This window comes from Sphingomonas sp. 28-62-20, assembly GCF_002281505.1.
Genome location: NZ_NCGH01000016.1, coordinates 37,521 through 57,303, shown reverse-complemented (window position 1 = coordinate 57,303; position 19,783 = coordinate 37,521). Strand labels below are relative to the sequence as shown.

At 62.9% G+C, this 19,783-nt stretch carries 21 protein-coding genes; 11 read left to right on the top strand and 10 right to left on the bottom strand.

Going from position 1 to position 19,783, the window contains the following annotated elements:
- Positions 1–80: 80 nt before the first annotated feature.
- Entirely contained in the window at positions 81–380 is a 300-nt protein-coding gene (locus tag B7Y43_RS13835) for a DUF1153 domain-containing protein (protein WP_374132250.1), read from the bottom strand.
- 97 nt (positions 381–477) lie between these two features.
- Positions 478–657: a hypothetical protein gene (locus B7Y43_RS13830; RefSeq protein ID WP_374132249.1), complete on the bottom strand. Its 180-nt coding sequence runs from the start codon at positions 655–657 to the stop codon at positions 478–480.
- Between the two features lie 197 nt (positions 658–854).
- Between B7Y43_RS13830 and mnmA the strand changes: the two genes are divergently transcribed.
- On the top strand, positions 855–1,961 hold the full coding sequence (gene mnmA, locus B7Y43_RS13825) for an MnmA/TRMU family protein (protein ID WP_374132248.1): 1,107 nt from the start codon (positions 855–857) through the stop codon (positions 1,959–1,961).
- On the opposite strand, the gene B7Y43_RS13820 is transcribed toward mnmA, so the two are convergent.
- Positions 1,958–2,284, bottom strand: coding sequence for a hypothetical protein (locus B7Y43_RS13820; RefSeq protein WP_374132247.1), 327 nt, complete (start codon positions 2,282–2,284; stop codon positions 1,958–1,960). The genes mnmA and B7Y43_RS13820 overlap by 4 nt on opposite strands.
- A 24-nt stretch (positions 2,285–2,308) precedes the next feature.
- On the opposite strand from B7Y43_RS13820, the gene B7Y43_RS13815 reads away from it, so the two are divergent.
- Positions 2,309–3,382 (top strand): serine hydrolase, encoded by a 1,074-nt coding sequence (locus B7Y43_RS13815; RefSeq protein WP_374132246.1) that lies wholly within the window; start codon positions 2,309–2,311, stop codon positions 3,380–3,382.
- 61 nt (positions 3,383–3,443) lie between these two features.
- Positions 3,444–3,800 carry a thiol-disulfide oxidoreductase DCC family protein gene (locus B7Y43_RS13810; RefSeq protein ID WP_374132245.1) on the top strand — a complete coding sequence of 119 codons (357 nt, stop codon included), beginning with the start codon at positions 3,444–3,446 and terminating at the stop codon, positions 3,798–3,800.
- On the opposite strand, the gene B7Y43_RS13805 is transcribed toward B7Y43_RS13810, so the two are convergent.
- Genes B7Y43_RS13805 through pdxH form a run of 3 tightly spaced genes read right to left on the bottom strand, consistent with a single transcriptional unit; the run spans position 3,797 to position 6,158 of the window.
- Positions 3,797–4,591 carry a PhzF family phenazine biosynthesis protein gene (locus B7Y43_RS13805; RefSeq protein ID WP_374132264.1) on the bottom strand — a complete coding sequence of 265 codons (795 nt, stop codon included), beginning with the start codon at positions 4,589–4,591 and terminating at the stop codon, positions 3,797–3,799. The two genes, B7Y43_RS13810 and B7Y43_RS13805, sit on opposite strands and share 4 nt — an antisense overlap.
- Positions 4,592–4,605: 14 nt before the next feature.
- Entirely contained in the window at positions 4,606–5,583 is a 978-nt protein-coding gene (locus tag B7Y43_RS13800) for a cation diffusion facilitator family transporter (protein ID WP_374132244.1), read from the bottom strand.
- Positions 5,580–6,158, bottom strand: a complete 579-nt coding sequence (gene pdxH / locus B7Y43_RS13795; RefSeq protein WP_374132243.1) for a pyridoxal 5'-phosphate synthase — start codon at positions 6,156–6,158, stop codon at positions 5,580–5,582. The genes B7Y43_RS13800 and pdxH overlap by 4 nt, the downstream gene beginning before the upstream one ends.
- 189 nt (positions 6,159–6,347) lie before the next feature.
- Between pdxH and B7Y43_RS13790 the strand changes: the two genes are divergently transcribed.
- From B7Y43_RS13790 to aroC, 8 genes are all read left to right on the top strand, one after another.
- The gene (locus B7Y43_RS13790; protein ID WP_374132242.1) at positions 6,348–8,825 is read left to right on the top strand and encodes a circularly permuted type 2 ATP-grasp protein; all 2,478 of its coding nucleotides are present in this window, start codon (positions 6,348–6,350) and stop codon (positions 8,823–8,825) included.
- 13 nt (positions 8,826–8,838) lie between these two features.
- Complete coding sequence (locus B7Y43_RS13785; protein ID WP_374132241.1) at positions 8,839–9,717, top strand: transglutaminase family protein; 879 nt, start codon at positions 8,839–8,841, stop codon at positions 9,715–9,717.
- Positions 9,718–9,799: 82 nt separating this feature from the next.
- Positions 9,800–10,753: a DnaJ C-terminal domain-containing protein gene (locus B7Y43_RS13780; protein ID WP_374132240.1), complete on the top strand. Its 954-nt coding sequence runs from the start codon at positions 9,800–9,802 to the stop codon at positions 10,751–10,753.
- A 6-nt stretch (positions 10,754–10,759) separates the two neighbouring features.
- The gene (locus B7Y43_RS13775; RefSeq protein WP_374132239.1) at positions 10,760–11,719 is read left to right on the top strand and encodes a YihY/virulence factor BrkB family protein; all 960 of its coding nucleotides are present in this window, start codon (positions 10,760–10,762) and stop codon (positions 11,717–11,719) included.
- Positions 11,716–12,519, top strand: a complete 804-nt coding sequence (gene fabI / locus B7Y43_RS13770) for an enoyl-ACP reductase FabI (RefSeq protein ID WP_374132238.1) — start codon at positions 11,716–11,718, stop codon at positions 12,517–12,519. The genes B7Y43_RS13775 and fabI overlap by 4 nt, the downstream gene beginning before the upstream one ends.
- Positions 12,520–12,523: 4 nt before the next feature.
- Entirely contained in the window at positions 12,524–12,766 is a 243-nt protein-coding gene (locus B7Y43_RS13765; protein WP_374132237.1) for a DUF4160 domain-containing protein, read from the top strand.
- On the top strand, positions 12,750–13,004 hold the full coding sequence (locus tag B7Y43_RS13760) for a DUF2442 domain-containing protein (RefSeq protein WP_374132236.1): 255 nt from the start codon (positions 12,750–12,752) through the stop codon (positions 13,002–13,004). The genes B7Y43_RS13765 and B7Y43_RS13760 overlap by 17 nt, the downstream gene beginning before the upstream one ends.
- Positions 13,001–14,068, top strand: a complete 1,068-nt coding sequence (aroC, locus tag B7Y43_RS13755) for a chorismate synthase (protein ID WP_374132235.1) — start codon at positions 13,001–13,003, stop codon at positions 14,066–14,068. The genes B7Y43_RS13760 and aroC overlap by 4 nt, the downstream gene beginning before the upstream one ends.
- Before the next feature lie 122 nt (positions 14,069–14,190).
- On the opposite strand, the gene B7Y43_RS13750 is transcribed toward aroC, so the two are convergent.
- The 4 genes from B7Y43_RS13750 to B7Y43_RS13735 form a co-directional block, all read right to left on the bottom strand.
- On the bottom strand, positions 14,191–15,480 hold the full coding sequence (locus B7Y43_RS13750) for an adenylosuccinate synthetase (protein ID WP_374132234.1): 1,290 nt from the start codon (positions 15,478–15,480) through the stop codon (positions 14,191–14,193).
- 111 nt (positions 15,481–15,591) lie between these two features.
- Complete coding sequence (locus B7Y43_RS13745) at positions 15,592–16,707, bottom strand: ATP phosphoribosyltransferase regulatory subunit (protein WP_374132233.1); 1,116 nt, start codon at positions 16,705–16,707, stop codon at positions 15,592–15,594.
- 18 nt (positions 16,708–16,725) lie between these two features.
- Positions 16,726–18,303: a phosphoglycerate dehydrogenase gene (serA, locus tag B7Y43_RS13740; RefSeq protein ID WP_374132232.1), complete on the bottom strand. Its 1,578-nt coding sequence runs from the start codon at positions 18,301–18,303 to the stop codon at positions 16,726–16,728.
- A gap of 108 nt (positions 18,304–18,411) precedes the next feature.
- Positions 18,412–19,575 (bottom strand): phosphoserine transaminase, encoded by a 1,164-nt coding sequence (locus B7Y43_RS13735; protein WP_374132231.1) that lies wholly within the window; start codon positions 19,573–19,575, stop codon positions 18,412–18,414.
- Positions 19,576–19,783 lie beyond the last annotated feature (208 nt).

Here is a 19,783-nt window from a genome sequence, read left to right as displayed (position 1 = left end):
TGCGCCCGATCATCGGGCATGCAAAGGAAAGACTCGTCAGTGTCGCGCTTTGTTCCGGCGCATGGATGTGCGTGTGACGATCAATATTTCTGCTGGCGTTCGTACAGCGATTTATAATGCTGAATCCGGGTGACGCGCAGCCCCGGCATTCCCGATCGATCGATCGCGCGCTGCCAGCCGGCAAATTCTTCCATTGTCAGATTATAACGCTGGCACACTTCGTCCACCGTCAGCAGCCCGCCATTGACGGCAGCGACAACTTCCGCCTTGCGGCGCACCACCCAGCGGGTGGTTTCGGGCGGCGGCAACGAATCGAGCGTCAGCGGCTCGCCGAGTGGCCCTATTACTTTTGCTGGCCGAATTTTCTGGTTCTCGATCATGCTTACCTCGATCGGGGCGGGGGCCCCCTGAAACTCACTAACGACCATTAGCAGCCGGACTTGAACACAGACTGAAATGGCGCGGTAAACGGGGCGTTCATTCCTGTCTCCAGCGGCAGATCAGCGCTGCCATTGCTCGGTTGAACGCACCGTGCACTGGCCGGAGCAAATCTTCGGGCTTTGCCTGGATGCCGGAATAGGCGCCGATCAATGCCGTCGGGCTGTTGGCCTGACGTGCGGCAATGCCCACCAGCAGCACCGCTAAATCCCCAGGCATGGCAATGGCTGTGCCGTCAGGCTCGAACCGCGAAAAACTCAAATCCACAAAAACACTTTCACAAAACGACTCAATTGATTTGCGTAGGGTTAGCGTGCGGGTCTGAAGGTCCGGTAAAGCTCGGGACTGAAGTGAAAATTTTTTATCCCCGCAGCGTCGCTTTGCATCGGCACGGTCAAGCGCCTATCTGCGCGGCGATGATCGACGGTGATTTTCAATTGAACCCCGGGGCCGCAGGGCAGCGAATCGTCGTCGCCATGTCAGGCGGCGTCGATAGTTCAGTCGTGGCGGCGCTGGCTGTGCGGACCGGTGCCGAGGTGATCGGCGTGACGCTCCAGCTTTACGATCACGGCGAAGCGGTTGGCCGGGCGGGCAGTTGTTGCGCGGGCCGCGACATTCGCGATGCGCGCGCCGTGTGTGATCGGCTGGGCATCGCCCATTATGTGTTCGATCATGAAAGCAGCTTTCGTGATCAGGTGATCGATGATTTCGCTGACGAATATCTCGCAGGGCGCACCCCCATTCCCTGCATCAAATGCAATATGGGTCCGAAATTTACCGATCTGTTCAAGCTGGCACGCGATCTGGGCGCGGATTGTCTGGCGACGGGCCATTATGTGCGCCGGGTGGCAGGGCCGCTCGGTGCTGAACTTCACCGGGCGGTCGATCCGGCGCGCGACCAGAGCTATTTTCTATTCGCGACAACCGCGGCTCAGCTCGATTATCTGCGTTTTCCGCTGGGCGGCATGCCCAAGGCGCGCGTGCGCGAAATTGCAGCGGAGATCGGCCTGGGCGTCGCCACCAAGCCCGACAGCCAGGATATCTGCTTCGTCCCCGATGGCGATTACGCCAGTCTGGTCAAAAAACTCCGCCCTGATTCCGATAGCAGCGGCGAGATCGTCGACGAAGCCGGTCAGCTTCTCGGCCGGCATAAGGGCATGATCCACTTCACCGTCGGCCAGCGACGCGGGCTCGAAATCGGCGGCACGCCCGAACCGCTCTATGTGATTCGGCTTGAACCGGCGACGAAGCGGGTGGTTGTCGGGCCAAAACGGGCATTGGCGGTGGGCGCTGCGCGGCTGACCGACATCAACTGGATTGGCGGCGATCATGCAGGGCCAGTCACTGCCAAGGTCCGTTCGCTCGCCAAGCCGGTCCCGGCGATGTTGATTGATGATCGCGTCGTGTTCGACTTGCCCGAATATGGGGTCGCGCCGGGCCAGGCGGCGGTGCTCTATGCCGGTGAGCGGGTGCTGGGCGGCGGCTGGATCGCCGAGACCGAGCGGGCGCTGGCGACCGCTTAGGGCTTTTTCAGCGGCGCTGGCTGACAGCCAAGCAAGGGATCAAAGGTCACCGATCGGCTGGCGATCCAGGGTACCGACGCCGTCACCGTCTTGGTCGCGGGATCGTCGCTCAGCTGGATGCGCTCCATGCCGGGCTCGAAATCCTTGTAACAACTGCCGAGCGGGCGATTGCCGATATAGCGGCAGGCACAGGCAACGCGGGCGCCATAGCCGACCCCGAGTTCAAGCTGTGGCTGCAACGCCCTGATATACAGCCAGGCGGCGAGCAGGGCGGCGATGATCAGCACAAGGCCGATCGGCAGCATAAGGCGTCTTGCGTTCATCGTCGGCCAGCCTAGGCTGTGCCCATGAAAATAAAAAGCCTTGTTCTCGCCGGGGTCGCTGGTGTGTTGGGTGCAGGTGCCAGCCTGGCCCTGTCCGCTGATGTCGGCCCGCTTAAACCTCTCTTCGCTGCTGATCAGGCCGAGGCGCGCGCTGCGATCCTGATTGAGGACGGGCGAGTGATCGCGAAACATTATGCGCCCGGCTATTCGGACGCGAATCGCTTCATCAGCTGGTCGATGGCGAAAACGATTACCGCGATGCTGGTCGGCGAACTGGTCGCGGACGGCAAATTGCAGCTCGATGCCCCGGCACCGATTGCCGAGTGGCAAAAGCCCGGCGATCCGCGTGGCAAGATCACCCTGCGGCAATTGCTCCATATGGCGTCGGGGCTTGAGCATACCGAAGAAGGTCAGCCGGTCGAGAAATCGGATACCAACCAAGTGCTGTTCGTCAACGGCACGGAAAACATGGCCGCGCGGTCGATCGCCCAGCCGCTCGAGGCGAAGCCCGGCGAGAAGTTCGAATATAGTTCGCTCACCACGATCATCCTGTCGGAAATCATCACCCGCGCGCTGACCGACAGCCGCGACCCGCGCGTCCGAGCGCAAACCTATCGCGATTTTCTCTATGCGCGGCTGTTTACCCCCGCTGGCGTCACCACAGCCTTTCCCGAATTTGACGGGGCGGGCACGCAGATTGGCGGCTCGCTGATCCATATGTCGCTGGAGGATTTCGGTCGGCTGGGCGGGCTGCTGCACGAAGGCAAGGCGCTGGACGGCACGCAAGTGATCGCCCCCGAATGGCTTGCCTTCATGAAGCAATCATCGCCGACCGACCCCGAATATGGCGGGCAATTATGGCTCAACCGCCCCGGCGCGCCCGATGGCAGCCCGTCGCTATTCCCGGAAAAAGGCGTGCCTTCCTTGGTGTCGATGAACGGTCATCTCGGGCAATATGTCATGGCGTTTGATGGCAAGGGGGCTGACGGCACGCCACACCGCTATGTGCTGGTCCGGCTTGGCAAGACGCAGGACGGCAATCGCCGTCCAGTGATCAACGGGTTGGGCGACATTGCCGCGAGTCTGACCAAATCCTGATTGCCGAACACGGGATTTAGGTCAGCATGACGGCGCTGCCGCCTGAGTGCATAGCAGCGCGATGGAAAAGCTCACGGTTTGGTTCGACGGCGGTTGCCCGCTGTGCAGGCGCGAAATCGGCCTGATGCGGCGGCTCGACCGGCGCGGGGCGATTGCATTTGTCGATGTTAGCGATGGCGATTCAGCGTGCCCGGTTGATCGCGATGCCCTGCTGGCCCGTTTTCATGCGCGCGAAAATGGCGTGATGCTGTCGGGCGCGGCAGCCTTTGCCGCGATGTGGCGCGCGATCCCGCTGCTCCGCCCAATCGGCTTGGCAGCGCGAAACCACTATGTGCTGGCTGGTCTGGAATGGCTGTACCGGCGGTTTCTGGTGCTCCGCCCGGCGCTGCAATCGCTGGCCGGCGCGCGCAGCCGTTAGAGCAGAAACACGCCTTCCATCACCGTTACGCAGCGGCCGCCGAGGATGACGTGGTCGCCATCAAGCCGGCACGCGACAAAGCCGCCGCGCGCGCTTGCCTGATAGGCGGTAAAGCTGTCGCGCCCAAGCCGTTTGGCCCAATAAGGCGTCATCACGGCGTGGGCTGACCCCGTTACCGGGTCTTCGGGAATGTCATAATAAGGCGTGAACACCCGGCTGATCACATCGGTGGAATCGCCCGGCGCGGTGACGACGGCGACCAGCTTGCCAAGCGCCGCCAGTGCGCGCTGATCGGGCTTTAGCGCGCGAATCTTGTCGGCGCTGTCCAGCACGATCAGCGCATAGCCCGTTTCAAACCACAAAGTTTCGATTGCCGGGCCGGCACCGATCGCCGCAACAATATCGGGCAGGGGCGTCGGTGTGGGGCCCCAGGCGGGCAGGGCCATGCGATAGCCGTCGCCATCGCGCTCGACCCAGAGGATACCCGCCTGACGCGTCCGAAACGTGACCCGCACCAGCGCGGAATCGCGCGCCAGCAGATAATGGCCGCTGGCAATCGTGGCATGGCCGCACAGCGCCACTTCGGCGGCGGGCGTGAACCAGCGCAGCTCGTAATCAGCAGCACCGCTCGCATCGGGCACGAGAAATGCCGTTTCGCTCAGGTTGTTTTCCCCCGCGATCGCCAGTAACACATCATCGCTCAGCCAGGCATCGAGCGGCATGACAGCCGCTGGATTGCCAGTGAACGGCGCATCGGCAAAGGCGTCGATCTGGGTGATCGGCAGGCGGATTCGGGCGGGCGCAGTCACGGTTGGACGTCCTTCAGCTTGGCCATTTCATCGGCTTCGACCAGATCGTTGCCAGGGTGATCGACCTGGCCGTCCGGGTCGATATGGATCAGCACTTCGGTGCCCGGAAATTCCTTCGCCAGGCTGTGTTCGATCCGGTCAGTTACGTCATGCGCCTCGGCAATCGTCATGGCTGGGTCCATCCAGATGTGAAACTGGACGAAATCGGTCGCGCCGCTGGTGCGGGTGCGCAAATCGTGGAGGCCCTTCAGCTCGGGATGGCGGCCGGCAACCTCGACAAAGCGGCGGCGCTTTTCGGGTGGCCATTCCTTGTCCATCAACTGATCGATCGCGGCGCTGGAGGCGCGCCAGGCGCCCCAGAGCAGCCAGGCCGCAATTGCGATGCCGAAGATCGGATCGGCGCCCGTAACGCCCAGATATTGATCGAGCACCAAGGCGGCAATGACGGCAGCGTTCAACAGCACGTCCGACTGATAATGGACATGATCCGCGCCGATCGCGACAGAGCCGGTGCGGGCGATGACGTGGCGCTGATAGGCGAGCAGGCCGATGGTGATGACGATCGCAATCGCCGATGCGCCAATCCCCAGTTCGGCATCTGCCGTGACTTGGCGCGCCACCAGTCGATCGACCGCGCGACCAAAGATTGCAAAGGCGGATACCGCGATCATCGCGACCTGGAACAAGGCAACCAGCGCCTCTGCCTTGCCATGGCCGAAGCGATGATCATGATCGGCCGGCTGCGCAGCAAGCCGCACGCCAAACAACGTCATCAACGAAGCGACCAGATCAAGCCCGGTATCGGCAAGCGACCCAAGCATTGCGACCGATCCGGTATGCCAGGCCGCATAGCCCTTGATCGCCATCAGCACTGCCGCAGCCGTCACGCTGGCGACGGCGGCCCGCGTGGTTAGCGCACCGCTCGCCTGATGATGCGCGGCGCGGGCGTGATGATGGTTGTGCCCGACAGTCACGGATACAGCATGCCTTCGGTCCAGCCATCGCCGCTCTGGGTAAACACCCAGCGTTCGTGCAGCCGATGTTCACGGTCCTGCCAGAATTCGATCGTCTGCGGGGTCACGCGATAGCCAGACCAGTGTGGCGGCCGCGGGACGTCGCCACCGTCAAACCGGGCCTTCATCGCTGCAAAGCGTGTTTCGAACGTCGCGCGACTATCCAGCGGGCGCGATTGATCGGACGCCCAGGCACCCAGCTGCGAATCACGGCTGCGGCTGGCGAAATAGGCGTCGGCCTCTGCCGCGCTAACCGTGGACACTGATCCTTCGATCCGAACCTGCCGACGCAGCGATTTCCAGTGAAACAGCAATGCCGCCTGCGGATTGGCGGCAAGGTCCGTTGCCTTTCGGCCTTCCTGATTGGTGTAAAAGACAAACCCGTCCGGGCCATGGCCCTTCAGCAGGACCATCCGCAGCCCCAACCGGCCTTCCGCATTGCTGGTCGCCAGGGCCATGGCGTTTGAATCGTTGATTTCGCTGGTGCGCGCTTCGGCATACCAGCTGTCGAAAAGATCAAATGGATTGGTGGTCATGCGCCGTCCTTATAGGCTCTGCCCGGTTCCGTCACCTTCCAACCCAGCGAGTCATACCCATGGCGACGCGCTTGGTTGTTGCACGGCAGCATCGATTGTGGTGACCATGCGCGCACACAACCGGCAGGGGGAATCATTGGCGGCAGTTGAACGATCATTGCCGCAAGGGCGCAGGAGCCAGATGAGCTGATGGCCACGGTTCCCACTGCTGTTATCGACCCTGCCCGCCAGGCAGCGCGCTGGATCGCTGACTATTGTCGTGAGCACCAGCTTGGCGATGTGATGTGCAATGGTGGCGATGCCTGGACAGCAATGCTGGAGGAATTGGCCGGTGCGGTGGGCGATGATCTCGGCCATGCACGTGACCGGGTGCAGCGCCAGGCCGAGGATATCGGCACGGGTTTTCGGATTATCGGGGAGAGCGAAGAGCGACCCTGGCCGGTCTCGCCGGTGCCGCTGCTGATCAATCACGACGAATGGGCCGCGATTGCCGAGGGCGTCGAACAGCGCGCCGTGCTGATGGAGATGATTCTCGCGGATATTTATGGCCCCGGCAATCTTACCGCGGGGGGATCGATTCCCGCGGCGTTGGTCAATGGCAGCCCGTTTTTCTTGCGGCCACTGGTGGGGCTTGAGCCGCCGGGCGGGCACCATCTGCATTTCGTCGCGGTGGATTTGGGGCGCGGTCCGGGCGGTGAGTGGCGGGTCCTCGCCGATCATCTTCGCGCGCCGGCGGGCGCGGGATATGCGCTTGAAAATCGGCTGGCGGTATCGCGGACGCTGGGTGGTCTCCAGACCCGGTTGAATATCCAGCGCCATGCCCCGTTCTTTGCCAATTTTCGTGCCGGGCTGGCGGCGGCGTGTAAGCGCAGCGAGCCTCGGATCGGCCTGCTGACGCCGGGGCGCTATAATCCAAGCTATACAGAGCAAGCGCATCTGGCGCGCTATCTCGGCCTGTTGCTGGTCGAAGGCGCCGATCTCGCGGTGCTGGAGGACAAGCTTTATATTCGCACGATTGCCGGGTTGAAGCGGGTCGATGCCTTGTGGCGGCGGATCGATCCGCGCCTGATCGATCCACTGGCGTTCGATTCGCATTCCAAAATTGGTGTGGCGGGGCTGATCGACGCGATGGCGGCGGGCAATGTCGTTGTCAGCAATGCTCCCGGCTCGGCGGTGCTTGAAAGTCCGGCTTTTGAGGCATTTATGCCCCGGCTGGCGCGCGAACTGCTCGGTGCGCCGCTCAAAATTCCCAATATCGCGACTTGGTGGTGCGGGCAGGATGCGGCGCAGGCGCATGTTGATTCGCATTTCGATTCGATGTTGATCGGGCCGGCCTTTGTTGCGGCGCCGCTTGGCCTGCCCGGCGGCAAGCCAGTGATGCCGGGCGATCTCTCGGCTGAGGACCGTGCGGCGTTGCTGGCGGATATGGCGCGTCGCCCGCAGGATTATGTCGGGCAGGAAAATGTTCGCCTGTCGACCATGCCGGTGGTGAGCGATGATCACCTGGTGGCGCGCCCGTTTACGCTCAGGGTGTTTGCGGCACGCGGCGCCGATGGCGGCTGGACCGTAATGCCGGGCGGCTTTGCCCGCATTGGCGAACATCCCGATCCACGCGCCTCGATGATGGGGGAGGGTAGCTGGTCGGCTGATGTCGCCATTTATGGCGATACGCCCGTTGCGCCGGTGTCGTTGCTGCCCGATGCCAGTACCGTCAATATCCGGCGCAATCCCGGCACCTTGCCCAGCCGGGTCGCGGATAATTTTTATTGGCTGGGCCGCTATCTGGAACGCGGTGAGGCATTGCTCGGCGTGATTCGGGTCATGCTGGGCAATTCGATCACGGCCGATGCCGGCGCCGCGCTGGCGCCGGAAACGATTGCGCGGCTGGTTGGGATCATCGTCGAGGATGGCGCCGCGCCGCGCCCGCCCAGCCTGCGCCGCACCGATCTGATCACGCTGGCCCGCACGGCCATGGAAGCTGGCGATGGCGGCTGGAACAGCGTGCGATCAATCAATCGGACGGCGCGGGCGATCGGGGCGGGATCGCGCGATCGGTTGTCAGCGGACATGACTCGGCTGCTGGATGCACCAGCACCGGCAGGCGGTGCGTTGCTCGATCGCGCCGGATCGCTCCAGCGGCGGTTTGCGGCGCTGGCCGGGCTCTCGACCGAACATATGGGGCGCACCGATGCCTGGCGCTTCCACGATCTTGGCCGACGGATCGAGCGGGCGACCGCGGTTGCCCGCGCGGTGCGGGTGTTTGGCTGCGCAGCCGCCACCGCCGATGACTTGTCGACCTTGCTTGATGTTGCGGATAGCCAGATCAGTTATCGGCAGCGCTATCTGGGCGGTCTGGCACACGGCCCGGTGGTCGATCTGGTTGCGCTCGATCCGGGCAATCCGCGCGCCATCGCCTATCAGGTCGCCACGATCAGCGAGCATCTGCGCGCGCTGCCGGTTCTGGCTGATGACGGCATGGCCGAAGCGCATCAGGTGGAGGCAACCGCGCTTGCTGCGCTGGTGGCCACAGCTACCGCCGCAACGCTTGACGAAGCCACCTTACGCGAAATCGAACGGCGGCTGTGCCGTTTGTCAGAGGCGATTGCCCGGCGTTATTTCCTGCAAGGGGGTGAACCGCTGCGGGCGGGTGGCCTGACGCTGGCATGATGCTGATTGCCAGATGATTTACGCCATCCGACATGTCACCCGTTTCGATTATGGTGCGCAGGTGCGTTTTGCGCGCTGTAATTTGCGGCTGAAGCCGATTTTATGGTCCGGCCAGACGCTTGATGATTACCAGCTGACGATCAGCCCAACCGGACGGATCGCCCCCGCGCGGGCCGAGGCCGGGCTGGCCAATGTCGTGCGGCTGACGGTGGAAGAACCGGTGCGCTATCTGACGATCGAAAGCGTCTCGCGGGTGACGGTTGATCGGCTGGTGCCGGTGCCGAGTAGTGATGATCCGACGCTGGCAGAAATTGCCCATGCCGCCCGGCGCAGCCGCGACGGATCAGCCGCTGGGCCAAGCGCCTATGTCTTCCCGTCGCCGTTGATCCCGCTTGATCCTGACATCGCGGCCTATTGTGCTGCGGATCTGGCCCCTGATCGACCCGCGCTGGACGCCGTGATTGCGCTGGCACAGCGCATCCAGCGCGATTTCGATTTCGATCCGACCGCGACGTTGGTCGACACGCCCCCGCGCGAGGCGTTTATGAAGCGCGGCGGGGTGTGCCAGGATTTTGCCCAGATCATGATCACTGGTCTGCGCGCCGCGGGCCTGCCAGCTGCCTATGCGTCTGGCTATATCCGCACCATTCCGCCGCCGGGGATGGAACGGCTGGTCGGCGCTGATGCGACGCATGCCTGGGTGATGCTGTGGTGTGGCGACCGGATCGGGTGGGTGGGGGTTGACCCGACCAACGGCATCTGGATGGCGGGTGACCATATCATCATGGCGATCGGCCGTGATTATGCCGAAATCGCCCCGATTGACGGCATCGTCCTGGGTTCGGGCGCACAGAAATTAGAGGTCAGCGTTGATGTTGCCCCGGTGGGGTAGCGAGATTGCTGCGGCATCGGGTTTGCGCTTCCAGTCTTGATCCCCCAAATAGGCACGAACAGACCAACTCATCGGGAACCCAATGGCCGATCCTTACCAATTGCTGGGTGTGTCGCGCGGGGCAAGCGAAGCCGATATCAAAAAGGCATATCGCAAGCTTGCCAAGGAACTGCATCCTGATCGCAACAAGGACAACCCAAAGGCGTCGGAGAAATTTTCGCAGGTCACCAACGCCTATGATCTGCTGAACGACAAGGATAAGCGCGCGCGATTTGATCGCGGTGAGATTGATGGTGATGGCAATCCGGCCTCCCCCTTTGGCTTTAACCCCGGCCAAGCCGGCAGTGGCGGGTTCCGTCCAGGCCCCGGTTCGGGCGGTGGGGCCAATTTTGATTTTGGCGGCGGCGATTCGGGCGATTTTGGCGATATTTTCGAAGGCCTGTTTGGCGGCAAACGGGGCGGTGCTGGCGGGGGTGGTTTTTCCAGCGGCTTTGGCCGACGGCCAAACCCCAAGGGCGCGAATATCGCCTATAAGCTGGCCGTCCCCTTCGTGGATGCAGCGACACTGAGCGCCCAGCGGATTACGCTTGGCGATGGCAAGACGATCGATCTCAAGCTGCCTGCGGGCGTCGAAACCGGCACGCAGATGCGGCTTGCCGGCAAGGGCCAGCCCGGCCCCGGCGGTGCGGGCGATGCGATCGTGACGATTGATGTACAGCCGCATCGTTTTTTTGAACGCGTTGGCGATGACGTTCGGCTCGATCTGCCAGTGAGCCTGTCGGAAGCGGTGCTGGGGGCATCGGTGAAGGTGCCAACCGTGGAGGGTGCGGTGATGCTGTCGGTGCCCAAAGGATCCAGTTCGGGCAAGGTGCTCCGGCTGAAAGGGCGCGGCTTTCATAAAAAGACCGGCGAGCGCGGCGATCAATTGGTCACCCTGATGGTTGATCTGCCGGTAGACGACGATGCGCTGATCGAATTTGCCACCAATTGGTCTACCAGGGATAAATGGAAACCGCGCGGCAAGCTGGACGGTTGACAGCGCGTGCAGGACATATCGCCTGAATCGCCAGAGGAACGGCGGCGCCGTCCGGGCCGGGCGCCCCGGCTCGATCGGCGCTTCGCCTTTATGCGGCCGGGCAGCTATCTTCGCGAACTGCTCAGGCGCGTGTTTGTCGGCGTGATCAGCGATGGTTTCATTCATGCTGGCAATCTTGCCTATTTGTCACTCCTGACGCTGTTTCCCTTCTGCATTGTGGCGGCAGCAATCGCTCGCTTGATTGGACGCACCGATGCCGGGGCGCACACGATTGACGCTTTCCTGCGGACCGTGCCACCCGGCGTCGCGCGGGTGCTGGCGACCCCGATCAGCGATGTGCTGGCGGCGCGATCAGGATCATTGCTGTGGTTTGGCGCGATCGTCGGGCTTTGGACGACGGCCAGCTTTATTGAGACGATCCGCGATATCCTGCGCCGCGCCTATGGCGTTCAATCAGGGAGTCCCTTTTGGCATAACCGGCTCTGGTCGATGGGATTGACGTTGGCATCGTTGATTCTGGTGCTGATCGCGTTCAGCTTTCAGGTCGCGCTGGTGGCGATTGAACAATTTATTCTGCAGGTGATGCCGCTGGCCCCCGGGGCGGCAACAACGGTGTCGCTCTCGCGAATCGCCCCGGCGCTGGCGCTGTTTGCGGCGCTTTATGTCGTTTTCTATTCGCTCACGCCGCGCCAATATCGCGATGGGGCCTATCCGAAATGGCCGGGCGCTGCCTTTACGGCAGGCTGGTGGCTCCTGGTGACGGCGTTGTTGCCGGGCATTCTGGCCAATCTGACCAATTATGATCTCACCTATGGCAGCCTGGCCGGGGTGATGATCGCCTTGATTTTCTTCTTTCTGGTCGGCCTTGGGCTGGTGGTTGGCGCCGAATTAAACGCGGCACTGGCGGAAAGCGATCCGGAAGGCGTAGAGGGTTCCGACGAAGCAATAGAGGCGATAGGCGTGTGACCGGATTGATGCAGGGAAAACGCGGGCTGATCATGGGGCTCGCCAATGATCGTTCGCTGGCTTGGGGGATTGCGAAGAAGCTGAGCGAAGCGGGTGCCGAACTCGCCTTCAGCTATCAGGGGGAGGCGATGGAAAAGCGCGTGCGCCCGCTGGCGCAGAGCCTGGGCGCGCAAAATCTGTTCGATTGCGACGTCAGCGACATGGCCTCGCTCGATGCGTTGTTCGAAGCGCTCAAGACGCGCTGGGAGACGATCGACTTCGTCGTCCATGCGATCGGCTTTTCCGACAAGAATGAGCTGCGCGGCGGCTATGTCGACACCAGTCTCGACAATTTCCTGATGACGATGAACATCAGCGTCTATTCCTTCGTCGCGGTCGCCAAACGCGCGGCGGCGATGATGCCCAACGGCGGGTCGCTATTGACGCTCAGCTATTATGGCGCGGAAAAGGTCATCCCGCATTACAACGTCATGGGCGTCGCCAAGGCAGCGCTCGAGACGAGCGTGCAGTATCTCGCGGTCGATCTGGGTCGCGACAATATCCGCGTGAACGCGATTTCGGCAGGGCCGATCAAGACGCTGGCGGCGAGCGGCATCGGCGATTTCCGGCTGATCCTGAAGTGGAACGAGTATAATTCGCCGCTCAAGCGCAACGTGACGATCGAGGATGTCGGCGGCTCGGCGCTCTACCTGCTCAGCGACTTGTCGAGCGGCGTGACGGGCGAGACGCACCATGTCGATGCGGGATATCATGTGGTCGGCATGAAGGCGGAGGACGCGCCGGATATTACGCTGGGGTAAACCGATGCCGGTTGTCTTTCGCGAGCGGGGATTTCGTTTCTTCTTTTATTCGTTTGAAGGCAGTCCGCGCGAACCCGTTCATATCCATGTCAAAGGCAATGATGCTGACGCCAAGTTCTGGGTTGGAGAGGAAATCGTGCTGGCGTACAATGATGGCCTTAACAGCCGCGACCTTGCATTGGTCAGCTTGATCATCAGGGCGCGACGCAAGGAAATTCGGGACGCTTGGTATGCACACTTTGGTTAATCCGAAATCGGTCAGGTTCGATGAATCGACGATGTGGGTCGAGCTGTCAGACGGGCGCACGCTCGGCATGCCGTTGGCATGGTATCCACGCCTGTTGGGGGCATCGCCAGAATTGCTGAATGCAGTGGAATTGTCGCCGTCAGGGCTGCATTGGGACGCACTGGACGAAGATCTCTCGGTGGCCGGTATGCTGGCTGGCCTCGGTGCACATAATGACCGGCGTATTGCCGCCGCGTGAGCCACAATAGCTTCGGCCATCTTTTTCGCTTCACCACCTGGGGGGAGTCGCACGGCCCTGCCATCGGCGCAGTCGTCGATGGCTGCCCGCCGGGGCTGGCGCTGAGCGAAGCCGATATCCAGCCGTTCCTCGACAAGCGCCGACCGGGCACGTCGCGTTTCACGACGCAGCGGCAAGAGCCGGATGTGGTCCGCATTCTTTCGGGTGTGTTCGAGGGAAGGACGACGGGGACACCGATTGCCCTCATGATCGACAATGTCGACCAGCGATCAAAGGACTATTCGGAAGTAGCCAAGGCCTATCGCCCCGGCCATGCCGATTATGCCTATGACGCCAAATACGGCTTTCGCGATTATCGTGGCGGGGGGCGGTCTTCGGCTCGGGAGACGGCGTCAAGGGTGGCGGCGGGCGCGGTCGCGCGGCTGGTAATCTCCGAGGTGCGAATCACCGCCTGGGTTGAGGCAATCGGTGGCGATTGCGTTGACCCCGCCAATTTCGATCGTGATGAGATTGATCGCAACCCCTTCTTCTGTCCCGATGCCGCCGCTGCCGCGCGCTGGGAAAAGCTGGTTGATGATGCCCGCAAGGCCGGGTCATCGCTCGGCGCGGTAATCGCTTGCGAGGCCACCGGCGTGCCCGCCGGTTGGGGGGCGCCGCTTTATGCCAAGCTCGACGCTGATCTGGCGAGTGCCTGTATGAGCATCAATGCAGTAAAGGGCGTCGAAATTGGCGACGGCTTTGGCGCGGCGAATTTGCGCGGGGAGGACAATGCCGACGCAATGCGGCCCGGTGCCGATGAACCAGCGTTTCTCGCCAACCACGCAGGCGGCATCGCAGGTGGCATCTCGACCGGTCAGCCGGTGCTGGTACGCGTCGCGTTCAAGCCAACCAGCTCGATCCTGACGCCAGTCGAAACAATCGACCGCGACGGCAACGCGACCGAAATCATGACCAAGGGTCGCCACGACCCATGCGTCGGCATCCGCGGCGCGCCGGTGGTCGAAGCGATGGTTGCGCTGGTGCTGGCCGATCACAAATTGCGCCACCGGGGGCAATGCGGCTGATCGGGCAATGAAAACTTCACCGTCACCCCGGGATTGACCCGGGGTCCCGCTTTTGCACGGACTGAGAAGAAGCGGGACCCCGGGTCGAGCCCGGGGTGACGGCAAGGGGATCGGTTGAGCGCTCAATCCGCGAACGGATCGCGCACCAAGATCGTATCCTCGCGTTCTGGGCTGGTCGACACCAGCGCGACCGGGCAGCGGATCAGCTCCTCGATCCGCTTGATATATTTGATCGCCGCCGCCGGCAGATCAGCCCAGCTGCGCGCGCCTGCGGTCGATTCCTGCCATCCCGGCAATGTTTCATAAATCGGTTCGACACCCGATTGATCAGCATAGTGCGCCGGGAAATAATCGAGCTCAATCCCATTAAGCCGATAGCCGATGCAGATCTTCACCTCGTCAAAGCCGTCGAGCACGTCGATCTTGGTCAGCGCGATGCCAGTGATGCCGCCGACCGCCGCTGATTGCCGCACGAGGACAGCATCGAACCAGCCACAGCGGCGCTTGCGGCCGGTGACGGTGCCGAATTCATGCCCGCGCTCCCCCAGCCGCTCGCCGGTGGCGTCGGCCAGTTCGGTGGGGAAGGGGCCGCTGCCCACGCGCGTCGTATAGGCCTTGGCAATGCCGAGCACGAAACCGACCGCACTTGGCCCCAGCCCCGACCCACCGGCCGCCGTCCCTGCAATCGTGTTCGACGACGTGACAAATGGATAGGTGCCATGATCGACATCGAGCAGCACGCCCTGCGCGCCTTCGAACAGGATGCGCTTGCCCGCCGAGCGCGCCTCACCCAGCATCCGCCAGACCGGCTGGGCATAGGGCAGCACGAATGCGGCAATCTCGCGCAATTGCTCGACCAATGCAGCGCGGTCGATCGGCGGCTCGCCAAACCCGGCGCGCAGCGCATCATGATGTGCAGTCAGCCGATCCATCTGCGGCCCCAGATCGTCGAGATGCGCCAGATCGCACACCCGGATCGCGCGCCTGCCGACCTTGTCTTCGTACGCCGGGCCGATGCCGCGCCGCGTCGTGCCGATCTTGCCATCGCCACTCGCATCCTCGCGCAGCGCATCGAGATCGCGGTGAAAAGGCAGGATCAGCGCACAATTATCCGCGACCATCAGCGTGTCGGGCGTGATTGTCACGCCCTGGCCGCGCAGCTTTTCCACTTCGGCCTTGAGCGCCCAGGGATCGAGCACCACGCCATTGCCGATGACGCTGGAGGTGCCGCGAACGATGCCCGACGGCAGCAGCGAGAGCTTGTAGACCATGTTGCCAACGACGAGCGTATGCCCTGCATTATGCCCGCCCTGAAAGCGCACGACGACATCGGCGCGCTCGGCGAGCCAATCGACAATCTTGCCCTTGCCCTCATCGCCCCATTGGGCACCGATTACTGCTACGTTCGCCAACACCTAAATCCTTCAATTTACGCCATTCGTGCTGAGTAGGGGCTGAGCTTGTCGAAGACCCGTATCGAAGCAGCTGGACCTTCGGTACGCCATTTCGACTTCGCTCAATGGCTACGCAGGACGAACGGACACGATCTTATTGCCCGCCAACGCATGCGTGCACAATTGCGCCTGCGGGGTATCGCCATCGTCGAGCGCCGCCACCGTCACCCAGCCTTCGCCGCGCATCTGCGCCGCCAGCGTCGGATCGGCCCCGACGGGCACAAACAACCGCCGTCGCTCGGTCGGAGCCAGCCCGCCATCGACGATCGCATCGGCGTAGAGCGAGAAGCCAATCGCGGGTTCCTCGCTGCCATCCTCGTGCATCACCGTATAGCTGCCGCCGCGTCCGATTTCGCCGCGTACCCCCCCGGCGAAGATCGAAAAGCCAATCCAGCTCTGATATTCGAAGCCGTGGCGCTCGGTCGGGTCTAGCGTGAGCGCAACCTTGCCCTTCAGGCTCTGCGCAATCGCCCAAAGCCCGTCGAGCCGCGAGGTGAGCGTGCCGCCGGTCGCGAAGGCGCAGAGCCGGTCATGCGCCGCCTCGAACGGCCCCGCCGCCTCGATCAGCGGCAGATAAGCGGGCGCGAGCGTTGCGACGGCCCCGGCGTCCTTGGCGTCCAACCGGTCCTTCAGCGTCTCGATCTGATCGGCAGCGACGGGGAAAGGGCCCGCCGCCAGCACATCGACGAGATCGGGCAAGGTGAAGTCGATCGAGATGTCCGCGACTCCCGCAGCCTCCAGTGCCTCGACCGCGACACCGACGATTTCCTTCGCTGCAGCGACATTGTCGAGCCCGATCAGTTCGCAGCCCATCTGGCGCTGTTCGCGTTCGGGCGCGAGTTCCGACGCGCGCAGTTTCACAACTGGGCCAGCATAACTCAACCGCACCGGGCGCGGATGGTGCGCCATCCGTGTGGCGGCGATCCGCCCGACCTGGGCGGTCATATCGGGCCGGATCGCCAGCGTGCGCTGTGAAACCGGATCGACATAGCGCACGGCATCGATCGTGCGTGACGCCTTTAGCCGCTGGGCGAGTCCTTCGAAGAACTCGACCAGCGGCGGATCAATCCGCTCATAACCATGCGCGAAAGCGGCCTCCATCACGCGCGCTTCCAGCCGCGCCGCGACATCGGCAAAGGGCGGCAGGCGATCGTGAAAGCCTTCGGGGAGGAGGGAGAGAGTCATGCCTGCCCCTTAGCCCTGTCAGAAGCTCAATCCCATCACCGTTTTCACCCCCGGCAGCGCGCGGACATTGGCGATGAGGTCATTGGTCACCGCCTCATCGACCGACAGCAGCACAATTGCCTCGCCCCCCGCCGATCGGCGACCAAGGTGGAAGGTGCCGATGTTGACGCCCGATTCGCCGAGCGTGGTGCCAAGCCGACCAATGAACCCCGGTGCGTCCTCGTTCACGACATAGAGCATGTGTCCCGCCAGATCGGCTTCGACTTTGATGCCGAACAGCTCGACCAGGCGCGGCGCGGCGTCGCCGAACAGCGTGCCCGCGACCGATTTGTCGCCGGCATCGGTCTTTACCGTTACGCGGACCATCGTGTGGTAATCGCCCTCGCGGTCATGCCGGATTTCGCGGACGTCAATGCCGCGCTCTTTGGCGAGGAATGGCGCGTTGACCATGTTCACGATGTCCGAATGCACGCGCATCATGCCCGCGAGCACGGCGCTCGTGATCGGCTTCTGGTTGAGCTGTGCCGCCGCCCCTTCTACCTCGACCGAGATGCCCGATAGGGCGCCGTGGGCGAGCTGGCCGATCAGGCTCCCAAGCTTTTCGGCAAGCGCCATATAGGGCTTCAGCTTGGGCGCTTCCTCGGCTGACAAGGACGGGACGTTGAGCGCGTTGGTGATGCCGCCGGTCACCAGAAAATCGGCCATCTGCTCGGCAACCTGCAGTGCGACATTGACCTGCGCCTCGGTGGTCGATGCGCCCAGATGCGGGGTCGAGATAAAGCCTGGCGTGCCGAACAGCGGCGAGTCCTTGGCAGGTTCGGTCTGGAACACATCAAGCGCTGCGCCGCCGATATGCCCTGAATCGAGGCCCGCCTTCAGCGCTGCCTCATCAATCAGCCCGCCGCGCGCGCAATTGATGATTCGGACGCCCTTCTTGGTCTTGGCGAGATTTGCCTCGGACAGGATGTTGCGCGTCTGGTCGGTCAGCGGCGTGTGCAGCGTGATGAAGTCGGCGCGCGCGAGTAGATCGTCGAGCGTCACCTTCTCAACGCCCATTTCCAGCGCACGTTCAGGGGTGAGGAAAGGATCATACGCGATCACCTTCATCTTCAGGCCCAAAGCGCGGTCCGCCACGATCGAGCCGATATTGCCCGCGCCGATCAGGCCGAGCGTCTTGCTGGTCAGCTCGACGCCCATGAAGCGGTTCTTTTCCCACTTGCCGGCCTGGGTGCTGGCGTCCGCTTCCGGAAGCTGCCGGGCGAGCGCGAACATCAGCGCAATGGCGTGTTCGGCGGTGGTGATGCTGTTGCCGAACGGGGTGTTCATGACAACGACGCCCTTGGCCGAGGCCGCCGGAATATCGACATTGTCGACGCCGATGCCCGCGCGGCCAATGACCTTCAGGTTGGTTGCGTGCTCGAGGATCGCCTTGGTCACCTTGGTCGAGCTGCGGATCGCCAGGCCGTCATATTGGCCGATGATCGCCATCAGTTCTTCGGGGGTCTGGCCAGTGATTTCATCGACCTCGACACCGCGTGCGCGGAAGATGGCGGCGGCATTGGGGTCCATTTTGTCGGAGATAAGGACTTTAGGCAAGGGAGTATCCTATCGGAGAATGTTGTGCTCCGGCGAAGGCCGGAGCGCTGGATCGACCGCGAGACGCTTGCGGCCAAGGCTCCGGCCTCCGCCGGAGCACAGGTAGAGTTAAGCGGCCTTGGCGACCGCATAGGCCCAGTCGAGCCAAGGCCCCAGTGCCACGATATCGGCGGTATCGACGGTCGCGCCGCACCAGATGCGCAGGCCCGGCGGCGCGTCGCGGTAGCCCGCCACGTCATAGGCCGCACCTTCCTTTTCGAGCGCACCGGCCATTTTCTTGATAAAGGCTTCGTCCGACCCCTCGACCGTCAGGCAGACGCTGGTTTTTGACCGCGACGCCGGATCAGCGGCAAGATGGCCGAGCCAGGCGCGCTCTTCGACGATCTTGTCGAGCGCGGCGGCGTTGGTGTCGGACCGTGCCATCAGCCCGGTCAGGCCACCCAGTGTTTCAGCCCATTCGAGCGCGAAGATGACGTCCTCGACCGCGAGCATCGACGGGGTGTTGATCGTCTCGCCCTTGAACACGCCCTCGGCGAGCTTGCCCTTCGATACGAGCCGGAAAATCTTTGGCAGTGGCCAGGCGGGGGTATAGCTCTCGAGCCGCTCGACCGCGCGGGGGCCAAGGATGATCACGCCGTGTGCACCTTCGCCGCCCAGCACTTTCTGCCAGGAGAAGGTGGTTACATCGAGCTTGTCCCACGGCATGTCGTACGCGAATACAGCGGAGGTCGCGTCGTTGAAGCTCAGGCCTTCGCGGTCGTCGGCGATCCAGTCACCGTTCGGCACGCGCACGCCGCTGGTGGTGCCATTCCAGGTGAACAGCACGTCATTCGACCAATCGACCGAATCGAGATCGGGCAGCTGGCCATAATCGGCGCTGATCACCGTTGGATTAAGCTTGAGCTGCTTGGCGGCATCGGTCACCCAGCCTTCGCCGAAGCTTTCCCAGGCGAGCGTAGTGACGGGCCGCGCACCCAGCATCGTCCACATCGCCATTTCATAGGCACCCGTGTCGGATGCCGGCACAATGCCGATGCGATGCGTGTCGGGCACGGCCAGAATCTTGCGGATCAGGTCAATGGCGAGCTGCAGCCGCGCCTTGCCGATCTTCGAGCGATGTGAGCGGCCAAGCGACTCGGTTGCGAGTTTAGCCGCATCCCAGCTTGGCGGCTTGGCGCACGGGCCCGACGAGAAAAACGGGCGAGCAGCTTTTGTGGTGGGTTTTGCAGGTGCAGACGCAGTGGTGGCGTCAAGCGCAGTCGTATCAGTCATGTCAGTCTCTCCTCACAGAGAGCACGCGCGGCGTTGGGACCGCGTGGCCCACTTACCGCCCTAGCGTCGCGCTTGCGCCTGTCAATCAATTCCGTGTGCAGTGCAGCGTATAGATATAGTCTGTGGGCACCCTTGCGCTCCGGCACATGAACGGATCGCCGGTATTTCTGTTCCTGTCCGCCCCTTTGCGTGCGGCGAGTTGCCGACA